Source organism: Siccibacter colletis, from assembly GCF_000696575.1.
In the GTDB taxonomy this organism is placed as follows: Bacteria; Pseudomonadota; Gammaproteobacteria; order Enterobacterales; family Enterobacteriaceae; genus Siccibacter; species Siccibacter colletis.
Genome location: NZ_JMSQ01000039.1, coordinates 283,013 through 302,860 on the forward strand (window position 1 = coordinate 283,013; position 19,848 = coordinate 302,860).

Genomic DNA, 19,848 nt, shown 5'->3' on the forward strand with positions numbered 1-19,848 from the left:
TTGTCAGGCGCGCGAGGCGCGGCGTTCAGCAATAAAAGCAATCAGGAAAACGGCACCGATGAGGTCAAACAGCCCCATGGCGATAAACAGCGGGTTAAAGCCGATCTGATCGGCGGTAACGCCGATGATGAGCGAGAACAGGAAGCTGGCGATCCAGGCGCAGGAGCCGCGCATGCCGTTCACCGTCGCCATCTGGCCCTTATCGAATGACTCCACCACCAGCGCGCTGAGCATGCAGGAGATGATCTGATGCCCGAAGCCGCCGATGGAGATCAGTGCAATGGTGATGTACGGGTCGCGGGTCAGGGTCACGATAGCCAGCGACACCATCAGAAACGCGCCGGTGACCGAGCTGGCGACGATGGAGTTAACGCGGGTGCAGCCGAAAAGGCGCACGTACAGCTTCGTGAGGTAGCCGCTGGCGACGGAACCCAGGTCGGCGGCGAGGAACGGCAGCCAGGCGAACATGGCAATCTGTTTGAGATCCATGCCGTGCTCTTTCGCCAGATAGAGCGGCACCCAGAAACTCATCACCGCCCAGGCCGGCTCCGCCATAAATGCCGGGATGGCGATGCCGTAGAAGCGTTTGTTTTTACCCACGGTTTTCAGGGCGGTGAAGAAGGGGAGCTTCACCGGCGGCGGCTCGTTATCCTGCTGAATGTAAGCCAGTTCGTCGGCGCTGAGGTTAGGGTGCTTCTCCGGCGACTGGTAAAACAGCCACCACAGCACCACCCAGACCAGCGCCAGCACGCCGGTAAACATAAACGCCCCCTGCCAGCCGAAGGAGGCGTGGGCGAAGTAGATAATCGGCGGCGCAAGCATGGCACCAATGGAAAAACCGACGCCCGCCCAGCCCGCGGCGACCGGACGCTCCTTCTTCGGGAACCACTCGCCAATGGTTTTGGCATTGGCAGGCGTAGCGGCGGCCTCGGCGCTGCCCATAAAGAAGCGCAGGATCGCCAGCTGGATCCAGCTCCCGGCCCCGGCGTGGAAAATGCACATCAGCGCCCACAGCGTGGCGCAGATCATAAACCCGAGCTTCAGGCCGATGACGTCGATCAGCCAGCCGCAGATGGGCTGGAACAGGGTATAGGCGAGCTGGAACGCGCTGACAATCCATGAATACTGCTCGGTGGTGATGCCGAGGCTGGTTTTCAGTTCCGGGGCGAGGATCCCCAGCGAGTTACGGGTGATGTAGTTCACCGTCACGCCCATCAGAAACAGGCACAGCACCCACCAGCGCAGGTGGCGTACCACGCGCCGGGTTTTACTGGCGCTTACGCCCTCGTTAATGCCTTGACTCATAACGCTTCTCCACATCCCGGTTGATTGATTAATTGGTATAACAACCTGCTACCTGCAAAGCAGGGACAGCAGCAGAGAGATTTCATCCCCCTGATATAAAGGGGGTTATTGTTAAAATTGCCGGAGGGTACGGGTAAAGCTGTCCGACAACCCGAGAGTAGGCGAGGCCCGCAGACGGCTGTAGCGAAAAATATGCAAAAATTTTCATCGCAGCGCCATTCTGGTATGGCAGTATGGTGCTCTTGCCCGTTAAAACTGCCTGCGCACCCTGTGAAATTTTTTTCATTTCACAAACGGAGATGGATCACAGAATGAGTAAAAAGCTAAAAATCGCGCAAATCGCGACGCAAACCGGCCTGTCAATCAGCACGGTTTCCCGGGTGCTGGCCGGCAAAGCCAATACCAGCGAGGCGGCGCGTCAGCGCGTGATGGCCTGTGCGGAACAGCTCGGCGTGCTGCAGGGCATGGCGGCAGGGCGGCTGCTGCTCAACAGCCTGGTGGTGTTCGCACCGCAGCGTGCGTTTGATGAGCGCTCCGACATCTTCTACTACCGCGTTATCCAGAGCATCAATCAGGCGCTGGCCCCCCACGAAGTGCGGCTGCGCTACTGCGCGCTGGAGGAGAACGACAGCGATGCCAACCAGTTTCTGACGCGCATCAGCGATCCCCAGGCCCAGGCGGCGATCCTGATCGGCATTGATGATGCGCACATTCACGATCTGGCGGCGGATCTGGGCAAACCCTGCGTGCTGATCAACTGCCGGGACAGCAAGATGCGCCTGTCCGGCGTGGCCCCGGATCACCGGCTGTTGGGGGAGTTTGCTGCCCGCTACCTGTTTGAGATGGGCCACAAGCGGGTGCTGAACCTGCTGTGCCTGCGGCGTTACACCATGGAGCTGCGGCTGGCGGGGATCCGCGATGCGTGGGAGGCGGCGAATATGCCGTTCAGCGACGATCAGCACCTGCTGGTGGCCCGTAACTTCAGCGCCAGCGAAAGTGAAACCCTGATGCGGACCTACCTGGAGCAGACGCCGGCGCGCGAGCTGCCGAGCGCTATGCTGGTGGGCGGTGATTTTATGGCGTCCGGAGTGGTGACGGCGTTGCAGAAGCACGGCCTGCGCGTGCCAGCGGATATGTCGGTGATGAGCATTGACGGTTTTAACCTGGCGGCGATCCACGATGTACCGTTGACGGCGTTGCAGGTGCCGCGTGACGAGCTGGGCACTGAAGCGGTGCAGATGCTGCAGCAGCGCCTGATTCGCCCGGATGCGCCGACCGGCACGCTGCTGCTCAATGGCAAGCTGGTGGTACGCGAGTCGGTGCGGCGTATCCGACCGGGAAAAACCCGCACCCTGGTGCAGGGCGACGGGCTTTACGACTAGCGCAATCAGCTCTCCATGCCGAGACTGCGCCGCCCGTTGTGGTTCAGATCCGCAGTGGTAAAGCGATCCTGCCAGTTCACCTCGTAGTCCTCGCGCGGGAAGTCGCCCGGTGACTGACCGGCGGCCAGCGCCTGCTCTACCTGCTTCGCGTAAGCGAGATTTTTAGCACACAGCGGCGCGGCGGGGATATACATCACGTTGCCCCAGCCCTGCTGATCCTCAACCGGTGCCACCGCATGCACCACATCGCAGTGCCACCATACTGAATCACCCGCTTCCAGCGCCGGAATTGACGTCAGCGCCTCCATCAGAAGCGGGTGCCACTTCTCCGACACCGGCAGCACGCGCCCTGGCGCGACGCCGCACAGCTCCTCTTCCGGCACGTCGTCCAGCAGCGGGCGCAGCAGGATCATCGCCATCGCTTCCGGGATGGGAATAACGTGCAGCAGTCCCTGACCCGGCAGCATATCCGACAGCGCGGTCCAACCCTGGAAGGTACGAAATACCGAGCATTTGGTGGTGTTGTCCACGCTGTACTCATCCACGTCGGTGCGGTGTGCGGCGTCCCACGGGTCGTAGCGGTCAATGTCGCCGCTGAAGACGTGGCGGAACACCTGCTGATAAGCCGGGAGCAGCCAGCGCTCCAGCGCCCCGGAGTCGGTGTGCGCCCCAAGACCTTTCGAGGTGGTGCCCGGCGGGCGGCGGCGGATACGGTCCGGATAGATAACGCTGACGTCCGGGTCAAACCAGCGGGTATCGCCGTCCTCGAAGCGCCACAGCCGGTTCAAAAACGACTGTACCGTCGCCATGCGATCGCTCTGGCGGGCCTCCATCTGCGCTTTTGACCAGTAAATGGGGTAGATCTCCGGGCGCGAGGCTTCCAGCGTGCCAAAGAAGCTGTCGCCCGGCCCGCGGTACTGCGCGTCAAAATCGTTTTTCGCCAGGTAGTCGAGCATCGACTGATCCCACGCCAGCGCCTCGTCGCGCGGGAAGTGGCCTTTGATCACCGCGCAGCCGTGCTTTTTGATGTCGGCGATCTGCGCCGGCGTGATGCTGCCCGCCTGTAACTGGGCATAAGGAATAACCGGCCAGATGGGATCGCCCTGGGCCTGACGCTGTTTGATCTCCGCCACGCGCGAGGCGAGACGATCGCTGAGCCGGTCCCATACGGCCTGCACATCGCCGATGTGAGCGCGCAGCTCGCGCTTCATCTGACGGATAGCGGCGTGGTGGTCGGCAGGAAGGGTGGCGTGTTCGAAAGTAAAGGGCATGGCAACCTCGCTGTAACTTTCATTCGAAAGTAATTGTGATTACACATGACAATTTAAGTTAATGATTGGTTAATGCAAGTTTAAAAAACTGCACGAGCGCACAAATATGAAAAGAGAGGAGGCCGAAGCGGACGCTTCGGCGTGAAAAGGTAATTACTGGTCGAACGGCGCGCTGCGGTTCAGCACCGCTTCCATGACGTTGAGCACGCCTTCGTTATTGTTGCTGTCGGTCTGGAAACGCGCCACCTGACGCACCGCCGGGGAGGCATTGCCCATCGCGAAGGACCATTTCACCAGCTCCAGCATCTCCACATCGTTGGCGCTGTCGCCGATGGCCACGCACTCCTGCGGCGAGATGCCCCAGCGTTGCAGCAGACGGCCCAGGCCGCTGGCCTTGTGCAGACCGGGGATGATCAAATCCACAAAGCCGTAGCCGCTGGTTACCGGCTTCATGATGCCGTCCAGACGTTCATGCAGCACATCAATAAGCTGCGGGATCGCCTCGTCGCTCAGGTTCAGCGAGAACTTAAACAGCGTGTCGTCGATCTCGCTGTAGTCCTTCACCGGCTGCAGGCGGTGATAGTGCTTCGACATCAGCTCCACCAACGCCGCCGGGGCGCTGTCGCTGATGTACGCGCTCTTCAGGCCGCAGGCGACAAACTTCAGCGTCGGATCGCTGCTCAGTTCGCCGAGCACGGTGCGCGCTTCGTTCTTCGTCAGCTCGCCGTGGAAAATTTCCTTGCCGTGCTCGTACACCAGCGCGCCGTTTTCGGCTACGAAGGAGATGTCATCTTTCAGCGTCGGGAAGAAGGAGATCAGCTGGTAATACTGGTTGCCGCTGGCGACGACGAACTCAATATTCTGCGCTTTTAGCTGCTGATACAGCGCCATAAAACGCTCGCGGTTGTACTGCTTGTTGTCATCAAGAAAGGTTCCGTCCATATCGACGACGACAGCTTTAATAGTCATATCTGAAACTCCCGGAAAGATTACGGCAATGCGAAACATTCTAGTGAGCAGCGTTACGATTACAAGCGTAAAGCGGAAAAGCAGAAATTATCTGAACTTAATCAAGAGGATAAAAAAGAAGCGGGGAATAAGAGAGTTATTATCACGCTCCAGGTAAATCCTGAAGCGCAATTATCAGCCGGGAAGGAAACATTATTTCGCCGCGTCGCCGCAAATATCACACTGCGGATTTCGCGGCAGCGCCATCTCGCGGAACTGGCAGGTCATGGCATCGTACATGACGATTTTCCCCAGCGGCGGCGTGCCGTAATGGGCAATCACTTTTATCGCTTCCATTGCCTGCAGCGAACCGATGACGCCCACCAGCGGGGCCATGACGCCAGCCTCGACGCAGCTCAGCGTGGCATCACCAAACAGACGGCTCAGGCAGCGGTAGCAGGGCGTTCCCTCCGCCCAGGTGAAGACCATGATCTGCCCCTCCATGCGGATTGCCGCGCCGGACACCAGCGGCACCCGCGCCCGAAAACAGGCGGCGTTGAGCTGGTTACGCACCGCCACGTTATCGGTGCAGTCTAGCACCAGGGTGTGCTCTGCCACCAGCGCAGCGATAGCTTCGTCGTCGAGTAAGCTATCAAGGGTCGTGAAGTGGCAGTGCGGGTTCAACGCGGCAAGCGCCTCGCGGGCCGACTGCACTTTCGCGTGTCCGACCGTAGCGTCGCTGTGCAGGATCTGCCGCTGCAGGTTCGACACCGACACGGTATCGAAATCCAGCAGCGTCATCGCCCCGGTGCCCGCTGCGGCCATATAGGCCGAGGCCGCACAGCCCAGGCCACCCAGACCGACCACCAGCACGCGCGCCGCTTTCAGCGCCTCCTGGCCCTCGAAGTCGAAGCCGCGCAGCACGATCTGGCGGTTATAGCGCATCATCTCCTGGTCGGTCAGCTCCATCTCAGCCTCCAAACAGGGCATTGAACGGCTCGATCTCTACCATCTCACCGGCTTCGACGTTGCCGCGCTCGCGCTCCAGCACGATAAAGCAGTTGCCCTGGCTGAAGGAGCTAAAAATATGCGAACCCTGATGGCCGGTGGTCACCACTTCCAGCACGCCGTTTTCATCCTGGCGGTAGATGCCGCGCTGGAAGTCGAGGCGGCCCGGGGATTTTTTCAGCCGCGTGGCTGCGCGGGCGCGCAGGCGCACCGGGGCTGCGTTTTCCGCACCGCGTAACGCGGTGAGCAGCGGACGCACCAGCTGATAAAACGTCAGCGCTGCCGACACCGGGTTGCCCGGCAGGCCGCAGAACCAGCTGTTTTGCAGGCGGCCAAACGCAAAGGGCTTGCCCGGCTTGATCGCCAGCTTCCAGAAATGAATATCGCCCATCTCTTCGAGGATGGTTTTGGTGTAGTCCGCTTCCCCCACCGACACGCCGCCGGAGCTGATCACCACGTCGGCCTGGCGGTCAGCCTCAATGAAGGCGGCACGCAGCGCATCCGGGGAGTCAGGAATAATACCGAGGTTGAGCACCTCGCAGCCGAGCTGTTCAAGCATCACGTGCACCGCCAGGCGGTTGGTATCGTAGATCTGCCCGTTGCCGAGCGGCTGACCCGGCAGCACCAGCTCATCGCCGGTGGAGAACACCGCCACGCGCAGGCGGCGCACCACATCCACTTCAGGAATGCCGAGCGAGGCCAGCACCGGCAGCTCCGCCGCGCTCAGCGTTTGCCCGGCCTCGAAGACCACCGCGCCTTCACGAATATCTTCCCCGCGCAGGCGCACGTTCTGCCCGGCGCGCACCGGAGCGGTAAACTGCACGCCTGCTTCGCTCACCGTGGTCTCTTCCTGCATCACCACCGCGTCACAGCCCTCGGGCACCGGCGCGCCGGTCATAATGCGGATGCAGGTGCCGGCCGGCCAGTCACCGTGGAACGGCTGCCCGGCGAAGGCTTTGCCTGCCACCGCCAGCGGGTTTTGCGCGGCGAGATCGCTCAGGCGCACCGCATAGCCATCCATCGCCGCATTATCAAAGCCCGGCACGTTAAGCGGCGAGGTGACGCTGCGGGCCAGCACGCGGCCAAACGCCTGCACCAGCGGCAGCGTTTCGCTTCCGCTTACCGGCGTGAGGCCGGACAGCATCTGGTTAAGGGCGATATCGAGGGGGAGAAGGCCTGCGGTCTGTTCCATGAGTTGCTCCAGCGGGGAATGACAAAGGGCACATTATGGCAGAAAACCCCCTCCGGCTGTAGGTAGCGATTTGAGCTTCACGGGCGGGAACGCCTTTACAGTACTTTTACATCTTTCTATATTCAAAATTCGTATGAGAATGCGGTCACGGTAATGATATTTATAGAAAAACCGCCGCGGGTTACATCACACTGAGCGAGCAACGATGGGAAAAGCAGTGATTGCCATTCATGGCGGTGCCGGGGCGATAAACCGGGCGCAGATGACGCCGGAGCAGGAGCAGCGCTATATCGCGGCCCTGTCGGCGGTGGTGGAAGCCGGACAGGCGATCCTCGCTGCCGGTGGCAGCGCGCTGGATGCGGTAACGGAAGCAGTGCGGCTGCTGGAAGAGTGTCCGCTGTTTAACGCCGGGAAAGGCGCGGTGTTTACCCATGCCGGCACCCACGAGCTGGATGCCTGCGTGATGGACGGCTACTCCCTGAGAGCCGGGGCGGTAGCGGGCGTCAGCCGCATTGAAAATCCGGTGCTGGCAGCGCGGCTGGTGATGGAGCACAGCCCGCACGTGCTGCTGGTCGGCGAGGGGGCGCATGCCTTTGTCGCCGCGCAGGGCATGCCGCTGGTGGACCCCACGCTGTTCTCGACGCCGGAGCGCCGCGACCAGCTGGAACGCGCCCAGGCGGGCGACCGCGTGGTGCTGGATCATGACGCGCCGCTCGACCCGGATCGTAAATTCGGAACCGTCGGTGCTGTGGCGCTGGACGTTGAGGGTAATCTTGCCGCGGCGACCTCAACCGGCGGCATGACCAACAAGCTGCCGGGTCGGGTAGGCGATACCCCGCTGGTGGGCGCGGGCTGCTACGCTAATAACGCTAACGTGGCGGTTTCCTGCACCGGCACCGGCGAAGTGTTTATGCGCACGCTGGCCGCCTACGACATCGCCGCGCTGATGGAGTACGGCGGCATGAGTCTGCAGGAGGCGTGCGCCGGGGTGGTGATGGACAAGATCCCGGCGCTGGGCGGCAGCGGCGGCGTTATTGCCATCGACCGCGAGGGCAACGTCGCGCTGCCGTTCAACAGTGAAGGTATGTACCGTGGCTACGGCTACGTGGGCGATGCGCCCAACATCGGCATTTATCAGGAATAAGGAGCACGGGTGCCAGAACACCAGGAATTACCCAACGACCAGGTGCTGAACGTGCGCAATCTTGCGGTGCGTTTTCAGCATGACGCGCAGATAACCGAAGCGGTTCGTGGGGTGTCGTTCACGCTGCATCGCGGCGAAACGCTGGCCATCGTCGGCGAATCCGGCTCGGGAAAATCCGTGACCGCGCTGTCGCTGATGCGCCTGCTTGAACAGTCCGGTGGCGATGTCTCCAGCGATGCGATGCTGCTGCGTCGGCGCAGCGGTCAGGTGGTCGATCTGCGCGGGCTGAACCGCAAGCAGATGCGCGACGTGCGCGGCGCAGACATGGCGATGATTTTTCAGGAGCCAATGACCTCGCTGAATCCGGTGTTTCCAGTGGGCGAGCAGATTGCCGAGTCGATTCGCCTGCACCAGGGGCTGAGCCGCGATGCGGCGATGAAAGAGGCCCGGCGCATGCTCGACCTGGTGCGTATTCCGGAGTCGGAACGCATGCTGTCGCAGTTCCCGCACCAGCTCTCCGGGGGCATGCGCCAGCGCGTGATGATTGCGATGGCGCTGTCGTGCCGCCCGGCGGTGCTGATTGCCGATGAGCCGACGACCGCGCTCGACGTCACCATTCAGGCCCAGATCCTGCACCTCATCCGCGTGCTGCAGCAGGAGATGGCAATGGGGGTGATGTTTATCACCCACGATATGGGCGTGGTGGCGGATATGGCCGACCGGGTGCTGGTGATGTACCAGGGCGAGGCGGTAGAAACCGGCACGGTGGAGGAGATTTTTGCCGCGCCAAAACACCCTTACACCCGCGCGCTGCTGGCCGCGGTGCCGCGGCTCGGGGCGATGAAAGGCAGCGCCGCGCCGCGCAAGTTTCCGGTGCCGACGGCGGGGGAGAGTATCCCGGAGCCGAGCCGCAATACGGTCATCGATGATGCCGGCCCGATCCTCGAAGTGCGCGACCTGGTGACCCGCTACCCCATTCGCAGTGGGATTTTGAACCGCGTGACCAGTGAAGTTCATGCGGTAGAAAAGGTCAGCTTCGATCTCTGGCCTGGCGAGACGCTGTCGCTGGTCGGGGAGTCCGGCTGCGGAAAATCCACCATTGGCCGCTCGCTGCTGCGGCTGGTGGATATTCAGGGCGGGAGCATCACCTTCAAAGGCGAACGCATCGACACCCTCAAGGGGGCCAGAATGCAGGCGGTGCGGCGCGATATTCAGTTTATCTTCCAGGACCCCTGGGCATCGCTCGATCCGCGCCTGACGGTGGGGTACTCCATTATGGAGCCGCTGCTGGTGCACGGCGTGCTGGACGAGGCCGGGGCGAAGCGCCGCGTTGCCTGGCTGCTGGAGCGCGTAGGTTTAAAGCCGGAGCACGCCTGGCGCTATCCGCACGAGTTTTCCGGCGGCCAGCGCCAGCGTATCTGCATTGCCCGCGCGCTGGCACTCAATCCGCAGGTGGTGATTGCCGACGAATCGGTCTCCGCCCTCGACGTTTCGATTCGCGCCCAGATCATCAACCTGCTGCTCGACCTGCAGCAGGAGTTTGGCATCGCGTTTCTGTTTATTTCCCATGACATGGCGGTGGTGGAGCGCATCAGCCACCGCGTGGCGGTGATGTATCTGGGGCAAATTGTGGAGATCGGCCCGCGTCAGGCGGTGTTCGAGAATCCGCAGCACCCCTATACCCGCAAGCTGATGGCTGCCGTACCGGTGGCAGACCCGGCGCACCGTCGCACCAAACCAGTATTGCTCTCCGACGAGATACCCAGCGCAACGCGCAAGGTGGGGGAGGAGCCAGAGGTGTTACCGCTGGTGGCCGTTGGCCCCGGCCACTTCGTGGCGCGGCATCCCGTCGGTGTGCGACAAAGCCCTTATTAAACAATTACAGACAGGGACACTCAGGAGAAAATAATGACACAACAAAAAATGCCTACGCTGGCAGCAGCACTGGGGCTTGGCTTCGCTGCTATGCTCTGCGCCACCCCGGCCCTGGCGGCCAAAGATGTCGTGGTGGCGGTGGGATCTAACTTCACCACGCTCGATCCCTATGATGCCAACGATACCCTTTCGCAGGCGGTGGCAAAGTCGTTCTATCAGGGGCTGTTTGGCCTTGATAAGGACATGAAACTGAAAAATGTGCTGGCGGAGAGCTATAAGGTGTCCGATGACGGGCTGACCTGGACCATCGCCCTGCGTAAAGGGGTGAAATTCCAGGATGGCACCGACTTTAACGCGCAGGCGGTCAAGGTGAACCTCGATCGCGCCAGCAATCCGGACAACCGCCTCAAGCGTTACAATCTGTACAAAAACATCAGCAAAACCGAGGTAGTGGACGACCACACGGTGAATATCGTGCTGAAGCAGCCGTTCTCCGCTTTCATCAATATTCTCGCCCATCCGGCAACGGCGATGATCTCGCCGAAAGCGCTGAAGGATTTCAAGAAAGAGATCGGTTTCCATCCGGTGGGCACCGGCCCGTATGAGCTGGTGACCTGGAATCAGACTGACTTTGTGAAGGTGAAAAAGTTTGCCGGCTACTGGCAGCAGGGGCTGCCGAAGCTCGACACCATTACCTGGCGTCCGGTCGTGGACAACAATACCCGCGCCGCGATGCTGCAAACCGGCGAGGCGAACTTCGCCTATCCGATTCCTTACGAACAGGCACCGCGGCTGGAGAAAAACGACAAGCTGGCGCTGGTGGCCAGCCCGTCCATCATGCAGCGCTATATCAGCATGAACGTCACCCAGAAGCCGTTTGATAACCCGAAGGTGCGCGAGGCCATCAACTATGCGATTAACCGCCAGGCGCTGGTGAAGGTCGCGTTCTCCGGCTATGCCACCCCGGCCACCGGCGTATTGCCGCCGGCTATCGCCTGGTCGCAGCGTTACCAGCCCTGGCCTTACGATCCGGCAAAAGCGCGCGAGCTGCTGAAAGAGGCAGGTTACCCGAACGGCTTTACCACCACGCTCTGGTCCTCCCACAACCACAGCACGGCGCAGAAGGTGTTGCAGTTCACCCAGCAGCAGCTGGCGCAGGTGGGCATTAAGGTGCAGATCACGGCGATGGATGCCGGCCAGCGCGCGGCGGAAGTTGAAGGCAAGGGGCAGAAAGAGAGCGGCGTGCGGATGTTCTATACCGGCTGGACCGCCTCCACCGGCGAAGCTGACTGGGCACTGTCACCGCTGTTTGCCTCCCAGAACTGGCCGCCGACGCTGTTCAACACCGCCTTCTACAGCAACAAACAGGTGGATGCGGATCTGGCGAACGCGCTGAAAACCACTAACGACGCCGACAAGGCGAAGCTGTATAAGGATGCGCAGGATACCATCTGGAAAGAAGCGCCCTGGGCGCCGCTGGTGGTGGAGAAACTGGTGTCTGCGCACAGCAAAAACCTCACCGGGTTTTACGTGATGCCGGATACCGGGTTCAGCTTCGAGGATGCGGATCTGAAATAGCGGCTGGATGATCGCCGGCGGGTGCGCTTCGCGTACCCACTCCGGAAAATCCCACGACCACAGGTAAAACATAACCCCGTAGGGCGGGTAAGCATCGCGCACCCGCCATGACCGGTAAACACGAGGCGCAACAAAGGTTATGCATGGTTAATTACGTCATAAAGCGCCTGTTGGGGCTAATACCGACGCTGTTCATCGTGATGGTGCTGGTATTTTTATTTGTTCATATGCTGCCCGGCGATCCGGCGCGGCTGATTGCCGGGCCGGAAGCGGACGCAGAAGTGATTGCACTGGTACGCCAGCAGCTGGGGCTGGATCAGCCGCTGTGGTATCAGTTCTGGCACTACATGACCTCGGTACTGCAGGGCGACTTCGGCCTTTCGATGGTGTCGCGCCGTCCGGTATCCGAGGAGATCGCCAGCCGCTTTATGCCTACTCTGTGGCTGACGCTGACCAGCATGGCATGGGCGATGCTGTTTGGTCTTATCACCGGCATTATCGCCGCCGTCTGGCGCAACCGCTGGCCGGATCGGCTGAGCATGACGGTGGCGGTCACCGGGATCTCCTTCCCGGCGTTTGCCCTCGGGATGCTGCTGATGCAGGTGTTTTCGGTGCAGCTCGGCTGGCTGCCCACGGTAGGCGCCGACAGCTGGCAGCACTACATTCTGCCGTCGCTGACGCTGGGTGCGGGGGTGGCCGCGGTGATGGCGCGTTTTACCCGCGCCTCGTTTGTTGACGTGCTGAGCGAAGATTACATGCGCACCGCGCGCGCCAAAGGGCTGAGCGAGCGCTGGGTGATCCTCAGGCACGGGCTGCGCAACGCCATGATCCCGGTCGTCACTATGATGGGGTTGCAGTTCGGCTTTCTGCTCGGCGGCTCGATTATCGTCGAACAGGTGTTCAACTGGCCGGGGCTGGGGCGTCTGCTGGTGGCCTCGGTAGAGATGCGCGACTATCCGGTGATTCAGGCAGAAGTCCTGCTGTTTTCGCTGGAGTTTATACTTATCAACTTAGTGGTGGACGTGCTCTACGCCGCCATTAACCCGGCTATCAGGTACAAATAAGGATGCGACTTTTTAACTGGCGTCGACAGGCGATCCTCAACGCGATGCCCGGCCTGCGCCCCGACAGCGTGCGCACCCCAGGACGGGAGTTCTGGCGGCGGCTCAAACGTCAACCGACCGCGCTGGTTGCTGGCGCGTTTGTGCTGATACTGATTCTGGTGGCGATCGTCGCGCCCTGGATTGTGCCCTATGATGTTGCCAACTACTTCGACTATGACCGGCTGAATGAAGGCCCGTCGCTGATGCACTGGTTTGGCGTGGATTCGCTGGGGCGGGATATTTTCAGCCGGGTACTGGTCGGCGCACAAATCTCGCTGGCGGCCGGGGTGTTTGCCGTGCTGATTGGCGCGCTGATCGGCACCGTGCTGGGGCTGGTGGCGGGTTATTACGAAGGCTGGTGGGATCGCATCATTATGCGCATCTGCGACGTGCTGTTTGCTTTTCCCGGCATCCTGCTGGCGATTGCGGTGGTGGCGGTGATGGGCAGCGGCATGGCGAACGTGATTATCGCCGTGGCGATCTTCAGTATTCCCGCCTTTGCCCGTCTGGTGCGCGGCAACACGCTGGTGCTGAAACACCAGACCTTTATCGAGTCGGCGCGCAGCATCGGGGCATCCGATCGTACCATCCTGTTCCGGCATATTCTGCCGGGTACGGTCTCCTCGATCGTGGTCTACTTCACCATGCGCATCGGCACCTCGATCATCTCCGCCGCCAGCCTGTCGTTTCTTGGCCTCGGCGCACAGCCGCCAACGCCGGAGTGGGGCGCGATGCTCAACGAGGCGCGGGCCGATATGGTGATGGCACCGCACGTGGCCCTGTTCCCGAGCCTGGCGATCTTCCTTACCGTACTGGCGTTTAACCTGCTCGGCGATGGCCTGCGTGACGCACTCGATCCGAAGATAAAAGGGTAATTTTCCGCCGAGCGGGCTTATACGACCCATAAAAAAGGCTGCCAGTGGCAGCCTTTTTCCGGTTCACACGCTTATACGCGCGTGCCCCACAGATCGTACTCGTCGGCGTTCTCAACCTTCACGCGCACCACGTCGCCGGGTTTAACGTTAGTTTCACCGTTGAGATAGACCGCGCCGTCGATTTCCGGCGCATCGGCCATGCTGCGGCCAATGGCACCTTCTTCGTCCACTTCATCGATGATGACGAGGATCTCGCGGCCCACTTTCTCCTGCAGGCGCTCAGCAGAGATCTGCTGCTGCAGCTGCATAAAGCGGTTCCAGCGCTCCTCTTTGATCGCTTCCGGCACCTGGTCCGGCAGATCGTTAGCACCTGCGCCTTCCACCGGGCTGTACTTGAAGCAGCCCACGCGATCCAGACGCGCTTCCTTCAGGAAGTCGAGCAGCATCTGGAAATCTTCCTCGGTTTCACCGGGGAAACCGACGATAAAGGTGGAACGCAGGGTCAGTTCCGGGCACACCTCACGCCACTGCTTGATGCGCGCCAGCTGGCGGTCAACGGAGCCAGGACGCTTCATCAGCTTCAGGATGCGCGGGCTGGCGTGCTGCAGCGGGATGTCGAGGTAGGGCAGGATTTTGCCTTCCGCCATCAGCGGGATCACGTCATCCACGTGCGGGTAAGGGTAAACGTAGTGCAGACGCACCCAGACGCCGAGCTTCGCCAGCTGCTCACACAGGCTGACCATGCTGGTTTTCACCGGCGCGCCGTTCCAGAAGCCGGTGCGGTGCTTCACGTCCACGCCGTAGGCGGAGGTATCCTGGGAGATCACCAGCAGCTCTTTTACGCCAGCTTCTACCAGACGTTTGGCTTCGGCCAGTACGTCGCCAATCGGACGGCTGTCGAGATCGCCGCGCATCGACGGGATGATGCAGAAGGTGCAGCGGTGGTTACAGCCTTCAGAGATTTTCAGGTAGGCGTAATGACGCGGCGTCAGCTTCACGCCCTGTTCCGGCACCAGGCTCAGGAACGGGTTGTGCTGCGGCTTCGGCACGTAGTGATGCACGTGTTTGAGCACCTGTTCGTAGCTGTGCGGCCCGGTGATCTCCAGCACTTTAGGATGCACTTCGCGAATTTGATCTTCTTTAGCACCCAGGCAGCCGGTCACAATCACCTTGCCGTTTTCATTCAACGCTTCGCCGATGGCTTCCAGCGACTCCTGCACCGCGCTGTCGATAAAGCCGCAGGTGTTAACGATCACCATGTCGGCATCGTCGTAGCGGGGCACCACGTCATAGCCTTCGGTGCGCAGTTCCGTCAGGATGCGCTCGGAGTCGACGAGGTTTTTCGGGCAGCCGAGGGAGACAAACCCAATTCGCGGTTGTTGCATGCTTATACGCTCACAAAGTAAACAGAAAAGAAAAAACCGGCAGATTCTACACGGGTTTAGCACAAGGCTCCACTGATGGTTAATGGCCCCGGCGGCTAAGATTAAGATTGTGTAAAAATTGTTCTCTCTCCCGGCTGGCTGGCTACCCTTATCGGGTGATATCGCAAAGGAGACTATGATGCCGATCCCCGCCCGCCGTTTACTGCTTTCCACGCTGCTGCTCACCCTGACCTGGCAGGCCAGCGCCGCCGGAGAGAAGGTTGAAGTGCTGCAAACCAAACTTGATTACCCCTGGTCGCTGGCATTTTTGCCTGAAGATAAAGGAATGCTGATCACCCTGCGCGGCGGCCAGCTGCGCCACTGGCAGGCGGGCAAAGGCTTATCTGACCCGATTAGCGGCGTGCCGACCGTGTGGGCCAACGGCCAGGGCGGCCTGCTGGATGTGGTGCTGGCCCCGGATTTTGCCCAGAGCCGTAAGGTGTGGCTCAGCTTCTCCGAGGCGGATGCCGACGGCAAGGCGGGAACTGCCGCCGGGGTGGGGCGACTCAGTGACGATCTCTCCCGGCTGGAGGATTTTAAGGTGATGTTCCGCCAGCAACCGAAGCTCTCGACCGGCAACCACTTCGGCGGCCGTATGGTGTTTGACGGCAAAGGCTACCTCTATATTGCGCTGGGTGAGAACAACCAGCGGCCCACCGCGCAGGAGCTGGATAAACTGCAGGGTAAACTGGTGCGCCTGACCGACGCGGGCGGCATTCCCGACGACAACCCTTATGTGGGCAAGGCGAATCACCGGCCGGAGATCTGGTCGTACGGCATTCGTAATCCGCAGGGGATGGCGATGAACCCGTGGAGCAATGCGCTGTGGCTCAACGAGCATGGGCCGCGCGGCGGGGATGAGATCAACATTCCGGAGAAGGGGAAAAACTACGGCTGGCCGATCGCGACCTGGGGCATCAACTACAGCGGGTTCGCTATTCCCGAAGCGAAAGGGGAGATCGTCGCCGGAACCGAGCAGCCGGTTTATTACTGGAAGCACTCTCCGGCGGTGAGCGGCATGGCGTTCTACAATGCGGACCGCTTCCCACAGTGGAAAAATAAGCTGTTTATCGGCGCGCTCAAGGATAAGAACGTGATTCAGATGACGGTGAATGGCAATAAGGTTACCGAGGATGGGCGCATTCTCGACGATCGCGGCCAGCGTATTCGCGACGTGCGCGTTGGCCCGGACGGCTACCTGTACGTGTTAACCGACGAGTCCGACGGCGAACTGCTGCGGGTCAGCCCGCAGTAAAAGGTGGGTGCACTCCGTTTACCCACCCTACGGGATGGCAGCAGTGGTAGGGTGGGTAAGCCTGCGCACCCACCATAAAAATAAATCCCACGATGCCGGAGGGATGGCCCCGTCCGGCATCAAAACCGCCGCGTCATTTCCAGTAGGGTGGGTAAGCCTGCGCACCCACCACAAAACCAAATAACCCATGCCAGAGGAATCGCCCCATCCGGCATCAAAACCGCCGCGGCGCAGGCGTTGAGTCCGGGCTGGCGGTCGGGAACCGCCAGAGGGCGCGAGCCCCGGGATGGGGTGTCGCGCCCGACCGGAAGCGAAACGCCGGAGACAAGGGTAGCCCGCAGGGCCGGTTTTAGTGGCCGGGAGCCGGGATGGTGAAGGGGGCGGCGGCGAGCCCCCTTCACCCGTTCACGAGCGGCGGTGTTTCCATGTAAGCGCGGTGCCACGGTGAACGGAACAACCACCGTACGAGCATAGCTAGCACACCCCAAACGGCGGGTGCGCAAGGTAAACGGCGGGTGCGCTGCGCTTACCCGCCCTACACCCGCCCTACACCCGCCCTACACCCGCTCTACACCTGTCCTGCAACATGAGCAATCGTCCGCCTGCCCCACTCACGTCACCGGGATCATCACCACCTTTTGATACGTCGGACGTTCTGTAAGCTGCTCGCGCCAGCGCTCAAGGTTCGGGTATAACGGCCAGCTCACCCCGCAGTTGAACAGGTTCCAGATGTAGGGCGCGACCGCGATATCCCCGATGCCAAAGGCTTCACCGGAGAACCACGGCTGGCGGGCCAGCTCGCGATCCAGCAGGGCGAACAGCGCCTTGCACTCCTCAATCCCGCGATCGATCTCCTGCTGATTGCGCTGCTCCGGCAGTGTTCGCACCAGCCCCATGAGAATTTTGCGGTGCGACGGGGCAAGGGTGGCCGCCGTCCAGTCCATCCATTTTTCCGCCTGGGCGCGGGCGGCCGGATCGTCGATCCACAGGCGCTTCTGGCCATATTTTGCCGCCAGGTAGCGCACGATAGCGTTAGACTCCCACAGCACCAGCCCGGATTCATCATCGCGCAGGCAGGGCACCAGACCGTTCGGGTTCATCTCAAGGTATTCAGCTGTGTTATTAATGCCGAAGGCTCCGCCGGCGGGGATCACGTTGTGGGGAAGCTCCAGCTCTTCCAGACACCACAGCACTTTCTTTACGTTGGTCGAGTTGCCCCGGCCCCAGATGGTAATCATGCGCATCTCCTGTGAGGTTTTTTTGGCTTAACCCATCGTCTGCTAATCATAACAAATACGCAACAGTTGCCGGGAATTTGCTCCGCTTGCGCTTTTGTTTAAGCGCCCTCGCACAAACTTTAAAAACTTTACTTCCATGCTGTTTCCCTGGGGCTATTTGTGCGGTTTACTCACCGCTTAGCCTAATCAGGTGATTTGTAATGATTTTTGGAACGGACCTCGGGTGAGACCTATGACCTTTTTCTCTTTTTTATCAACGTTCAGGGGTGTGGCAGCGTCGGGCGCGCTGCTGTTATGCATGATGCCAGCGGCGCACGCCGCCGAACCACCGGCACCACCGCAGCTGGAAGCCCGGGCGTGGATTTTGATGGATTACGCCAGCGGTAAAGTGCTGGCCGAAGGCAACGCCGATGAAAAACTCGATCCGGCGAGCCTGACCAAACTGATGACCAGCTACGTGGTAGGCCACGCGCTGAAGTCGGGAAAGATTCAGCTAAGTGATATGGTAACCGTGGGGAAAGACGCCTGGGCGACGGGTAATCCGGCGCTGCGCGGCTCCTCGCTGATGTTCCTCAAGCCGGGGGATCAGGTTTCGGTGGCGGACCTGAATAAAGGCGTCATCATCCAGTCAGGTAACGACGCCAGCATTGCCATTGCCGATTACGTGGCGGGGAGTCAGGATTCGTTCATCGGCCTGATGAACGGCTATGCGCGCCAGCTCGGACTCACCAGCACCACCTTTAAAACCGTGCACGGCCTTGATGCGCCGGGGCAGTTCAGCACCGCGCGCGATATGGCGAAGCTTGCTCAGGCGATGATCCGCGATGTGCCGGAAGAGTACGCGATCCATAAAGAGAAATCGTTCACCTTCAACAACATCCGCCAGCCGAACCGCAACCGCCTGCTGTGGAGCAGCAACCTCAACGTGGACGGCATGAAAACCGGCACCACCGCCGGGGCAGGCTATAACCTTGTGGCCTCGGCAACCCAGGGCGATATGCGCCTGATTTCCGTGGTGCTGGGTACCAAAACCGATGCGATTCGCTTCCGCGAGTCGGAGTCGCTCCTGACCTGGGGTTTCCGCTTCTTCGAAACCGTCAATCCGATTAAACCCGGCAGCACCTTTGTGTCCCAGCGCGTCTGGTTCGGTAATACCCCGGAGGTGAAGCTCGGTACCGGAGATAACACCGCCATTACCATTCCACGCGGTCAGCTCAGTAACCTGAAAGCCAGCTTTACCTTAAACGAGCCGCAGCTCACCGCGCCGCTGAAAAAAGGCCAGGTCGTAGGGCGCATCGATTATCAGCTCGACGGCAAAACCGTCGAGCAGCATCCGCTGATGGTGATGGAAGCGGTGGAAGAGGGCGGCTTCTTCAGCCGGATCTGGGATATGGTGCAGCTCAAACTCAATCAGTGGTTCGGCGATCTCTTCTCCTGATCCACTCTCCTACCACAGCAACTCAACGTTTTCGTCTCTGGCGAACGCCACAAACTCATTGTCCGGACGCTGGTCCGTGACAATGAGGCTGAAGGCGTTGACCGGCCCCATGCAGGCCGGGCGAATCTCGCCAAATTTACTGCTGTCCACCACCAGCACGTGCTGCTGCGCGTGCTCCAGCGCCCAGTGTTTAACCGGCAGCTCATCAAGATTAAAGCAGGTCACGCCCTGACGTGGGGTTATCCCGGCGGCAGAGAAAAAAGCGATGTCCGGGCAGAGGTTGCGCAGGGTTTCGTTAAAGTTGAGTGGCCTGAAGATGGCGTTGCTGGCGTGAAACTCGCCGCCGCAGAGGATCACCCGGCAATGGGGTTTCTCCTGCAGCGCCATAAAGGTGTTAAGCGAATAGCAGATGCCGGTAAACGGCAGGTCGTCATCCAGCGCGGCGATAATCCACGGGGTGGTGGTGCCGCAGTCAAAGAACAGCGTCTGATGCGGGCGCACCAGCGCGGCGGCGCGGGCGGCAGCCTTGCGCTTCTCGTCGACAAAACGGGTTTTTTGATCGCTCAGCAGATAGTGGCTGGATGCGCTGCGCGGCTCCAGCACGATATAGCCACCGAGCAGCACCACCGGCGCGCTGTGGGCATTGAGATCGCGACGAATGGTCATCTCGGATACCCCCAGCAGGGCGGCGGCCTCTTTAAGATGCAGTTTGTCGCGGCGTTTTAATGCCTGAATGAGCTGGCTGATTCGCTCGTCGCGCCGTGTTTCCATGATGCCTCACGCTGAATGTTTCAGCCGATCATGTTACCCGG

General features: G+C 60.7%; 17 protein-coding genes. 9 read left to right on the plus strand and 8 right to left on the minus strand.

Going from position 1 to position 19,848, the window contains the following annotated elements; translation table 11 throughout:
• Positions 1–3 precede the first annotated feature (3 nt).
• On the minus strand, positions 4–1,305 hold the full coding sequence (locus tag ET34_RS0120300) for an MFS transporter (RefSeq protein ID WP_031525108.1): 1,302 nt from the start codon (positions 1,303–1,305) through the stop codon (positions 4–6).
• Positions 1,306–1,616: 311 nt separating this feature from the next.
• Here ET34_RS0120300 and ET34_RS0120305 point away from each other — a divergent pair, with 311 nt between their 5' ends.
• The gene (locus ET34_RS0120305; protein ID WP_031525109.1) at positions 1,617–2,687 is read left to right on the plus strand and encodes a LacI family DNA-binding transcriptional regulator; all 1,071 of its coding nucleotides are present in this window, start codon (positions 1,617–1,619) and stop codon (positions 2,685–2,687) included.
• Positions 2,688–2,692: 5 nt separating this feature from the next.
• Here the strand turns inward: ET34_RS0120305 and ET34_RS0120310 are convergent, their stop codons facing one another.
• From ET34_RS0120310 to moeA, 4 genes are all read right to left on the minus strand, one after another.
• Positions 2,693–3,958, minus strand: coding sequence for a DUF1479 domain-containing protein (locus ET34_RS0120310; RefSeq protein ID WP_031525110.1), 1,266 nt, complete (start codon positions 3,956–3,958; stop codon positions 2,693–2,695).
• Between the two features lie 153 nt (positions 3,959–4,111).
• The gene (locus ET34_RS0120315) at positions 4,112–4,927 is read right to left on the minus strand and encodes a Cof-type HAD-IIB family hydrolase (protein ID WP_031525111.1); all 816 of its coding nucleotides are present in this window, start codon (positions 4,925–4,927) and stop codon (positions 4,112–4,114) included.
• A gap of 192 nt (positions 4,928–5,119) precedes the next feature.
• Positions 5,120–5,875, minus strand: a complete 756-nt coding sequence (gene moeB / locus ET34_RS0120320; RefSeq protein ID WP_031525112.1) for a molybdopterin-synthase adenylyltransferase MoeB — start codon at positions 5,873–5,875, stop codon at positions 5,120–5,122.
• A gap of 1 nt (position 5,876) precedes the next feature.
• Positions 5,877–7,106: a molybdopterin molybdotransferase MoeA gene (gene moeA / locus ET34_RS0120325; protein WP_031525113.1), complete on the minus strand. Its 1,230-nt coding sequence runs from the start codon at positions 7,104–7,106 to the stop codon at positions 5,877–5,879.
• Positions 7,107–7,311: 205 nt separating this feature from the next.
• Here moeA and ET34_RS0120330 point away from each other — a divergent pair, with 205 nt between their 5' ends.
• From ET34_RS0120330 to gsiD, 5 genes are all read left to right on the plus strand, one after another.
• Positions 7,312–8,250, plus strand: a complete 939-nt coding sequence (locus tag ET34_RS0120330; protein WP_031525115.1) for an isoaspartyl peptidase/L-asparaginase — start codon at positions 7,312–7,314, stop codon at positions 8,248–8,250.
• Positions 8,251–8,259: 9 nt separating this feature from the next.
• The gene (gsiA, locus tag ET34_RS0120335; RefSeq protein ID WP_031525116.1) at positions 8,260–10,125 is read left to right on the plus strand and encodes a glutathione ABC transporter ATP-binding protein GsiA; all 1,866 of its coding nucleotides are present in this window, start codon (positions 8,260–8,262) and stop codon (positions 10,123–10,125) included.
• Between the two features lie 33 nt (positions 10,126–10,158).
• The gene (gene gsiB, locus ET34_RS0120340) at positions 10,159–11,703 is read left to right on the plus strand and encodes a glutathione ABC transporter substrate-binding protein GsiB (protein WP_031525118.1); all 1,545 of its coding nucleotides are present in this window, start codon (positions 10,159–10,161) and stop codon (positions 11,701–11,703) included.
• A gap of 143 nt (positions 11,704–11,846) precedes the next feature.
• Positions 11,847–12,767, plus strand: coding sequence for a glutathione ABC transporter permease GsiC (gsiC, locus tag ET34_RS0120345; RefSeq protein WP_031525120.1), 921 nt, complete (start codon positions 11,847–11,849; stop codon positions 12,765–12,767).
• A 2-nt stretch (positions 12,768–12,769) separates the two neighbouring features.
• Positions 12,770–13,681, plus strand: a complete 912-nt coding sequence (gene gsiD, locus ET34_RS0120350) for a glutathione ABC transporter permease GsiD (RefSeq protein ID WP_031525121.1) — start codon at positions 12,770–12,772, stop codon at positions 13,679–13,681.
• Between the two features lie 71 nt (positions 13,682–13,752).
• Here the strand turns inward: gsiD and rimO are convergent, their stop codons facing one another.
• Complete coding sequence (gene rimO, locus ET34_RS0120355) at positions 13,753–15,066, minus strand: 30S ribosomal protein S12 methylthiotransferase RimO (RefSeq protein WP_031525123.1); 1,314 nt, start codon at positions 15,064–15,066, stop codon at positions 13,753–13,755.
• A 175-nt stretch (positions 15,067–15,241) separates the two neighbouring features.
• Between rimO and ET34_RS0120360 the strand changes: the two genes are divergently transcribed.
• Together ET34_RS0120360 and ET34_RS22725 are read left to right on the plus strand one after the other, a co-directional pair.
• Positions 15,242–16,360: a PQQ-dependent sugar dehydrogenase gene (locus tag ET34_RS0120360; protein ID WP_236633906.1), complete on the plus strand. Its 1,119-nt coding sequence runs from the start codon at positions 15,242–15,244 to the stop codon at positions 16,358–16,360.
• Between the two features lie 43 nt (positions 16,361–16,403).
• The gene (locus ET34_RS22725; protein ID WP_160165459.1) at positions 16,404–16,544 is read left to right on the plus strand and encodes a hypothetical protein; all 141 of its coding nucleotides are present in this window, start codon (positions 16,404–16,406) and stop codon (positions 16,542–16,544) included.
• Between the two features lie 427 nt (positions 16,545–16,971).
• On the opposite strand, the gene ET34_RS0120365 is transcribed toward ET34_RS22725, so the two are convergent.
• Positions 16,972–17,598, minus strand: coding sequence for a glutathione S-transferase family protein (locus ET34_RS0120365; RefSeq protein ID WP_031525127.1), 627 nt, complete (start codon positions 17,596–17,598; stop codon positions 16,972–16,974).
• A gap of 232 nt (positions 17,599–17,830) precedes the next feature.
• Between ET34_RS0120365 and dacC the strand changes: the two genes are divergently transcribed.
• Entirely contained in the window at positions 17,831–19,036 is a 1,206-nt protein-coding gene (dacC, locus tag ET34_RS0120370; RefSeq protein WP_031525128.1) for a serine-type D-Ala-D-Ala carboxypeptidase, read from the plus strand.
• Between the two features lie 9 nt (positions 19,037–19,045).
• On the opposite strand, the gene deoR is transcribed toward dacC, so the two are convergent.
• Entirely contained in the window at positions 19,046–19,807 is a 762-nt protein-coding gene (deoR, locus tag ET34_RS0120375) for a DNA-binding transcriptional repressor DeoR (protein WP_031525130.1), read from the minus strand.
• Positions 19,808–19,848 lie beyond the last annotated feature (41 nt).

Coding starts and splice junctions, on each gene's coding strand:
- deoR (WP_031525130.1), bottom strand. CDS start 19,807: ATGGAAACACGGCGCGACGAGCGAATCAGCCAGCTCATTCAGGCATTA.
- ET34_RS0120365 (WP_031525127.1), bottom strand. CDS start 17,598: ATGATTACCATCTGGGGCCGGGGCAACTCGACCAACGTAAAGAAAGTG.
- ET34_RS0120360 (WP_236633906.1), top strand. CDS start 15,242: ATGATGCCGATCCCCGCCCGCCGTTTACTGCTTTCCACGCTGCTGCTC.
- ET34_RS0120305 (WP_031525109.1), top strand. CDS start 1,617: ATGAGTAAAAAGCTAAAAATCGCGCAAATCGCGACGCAAACCGGCCTG.
- moeA (WP_031525113.1), bottom strand. CDS start 7,106: ATGGAACAGACCGCAGGCCTTCTCCCCCTCGATATCGCCCTTAACCAG.
- gsiC (WP_031525120.1), top strand. CDS start 11,847: ATGGTTAATTACGTCATAAAGCGCCTGTTGGGGCTAATACCGACGCTG.
- ET34_RS0120315 (WP_031525111.1), bottom strand. CDS start 4,927: ATGACTATTAAAGCTGTCGTCGTCGATATGGACGGAACCTTTCTTGAT.
- dacC (WP_031525128.1), top strand. CDS start 17,831: ATGACCTTTTTCTCTTTTTTATCAACGTTCAGGGGTGTGGCAGCGTCG.
- ET34_RS0120310 (WP_031525110.1), bottom strand. CDS start 3,958: ATGCCCTTTACTTTCGAACACGCCACCCTTCCTGCCGACCACCACGCC.
- gsiB (WP_031525118.1), top strand. CDS start 10,159: ATGACACAACAAAAAATGCCTACGCTGGCAGCAGCACTGGGGCTTGGC.
- moeB (WP_031525112.1), bottom strand. CDS start 5,875: ATGGAGCTGACCGACCAGGAGATGATGCGCTATAACCGCCAGATCGTG.
- ET34_RS0120330 (WP_031525115.1), top strand. CDS start 7,312: ATGGGAAAAGCAGTGATTGCCATTCATGGCGGTGCCGGGGCGATAAAC.
- ET34_RS0120300 (WP_031525108.1), bottom strand. CDS start 1,305: ATGAGTCAAGGCATTAACGAGGGCGTAAGCGCCAGTAAAACCCGGCGC.
- rimO (WP_031525123.1), bottom strand. CDS start 15,066: ATGCAACAACCGCGAATTGGGTTTGTCTCCCTCGGCTGCCCGAAAAAC.
- gsiD (WP_031525121.1), top strand. CDS start 12,770: ATGCGACTTTTTAACTGGCGTCGACAGGCGATCCTCAACGCGATGCCC.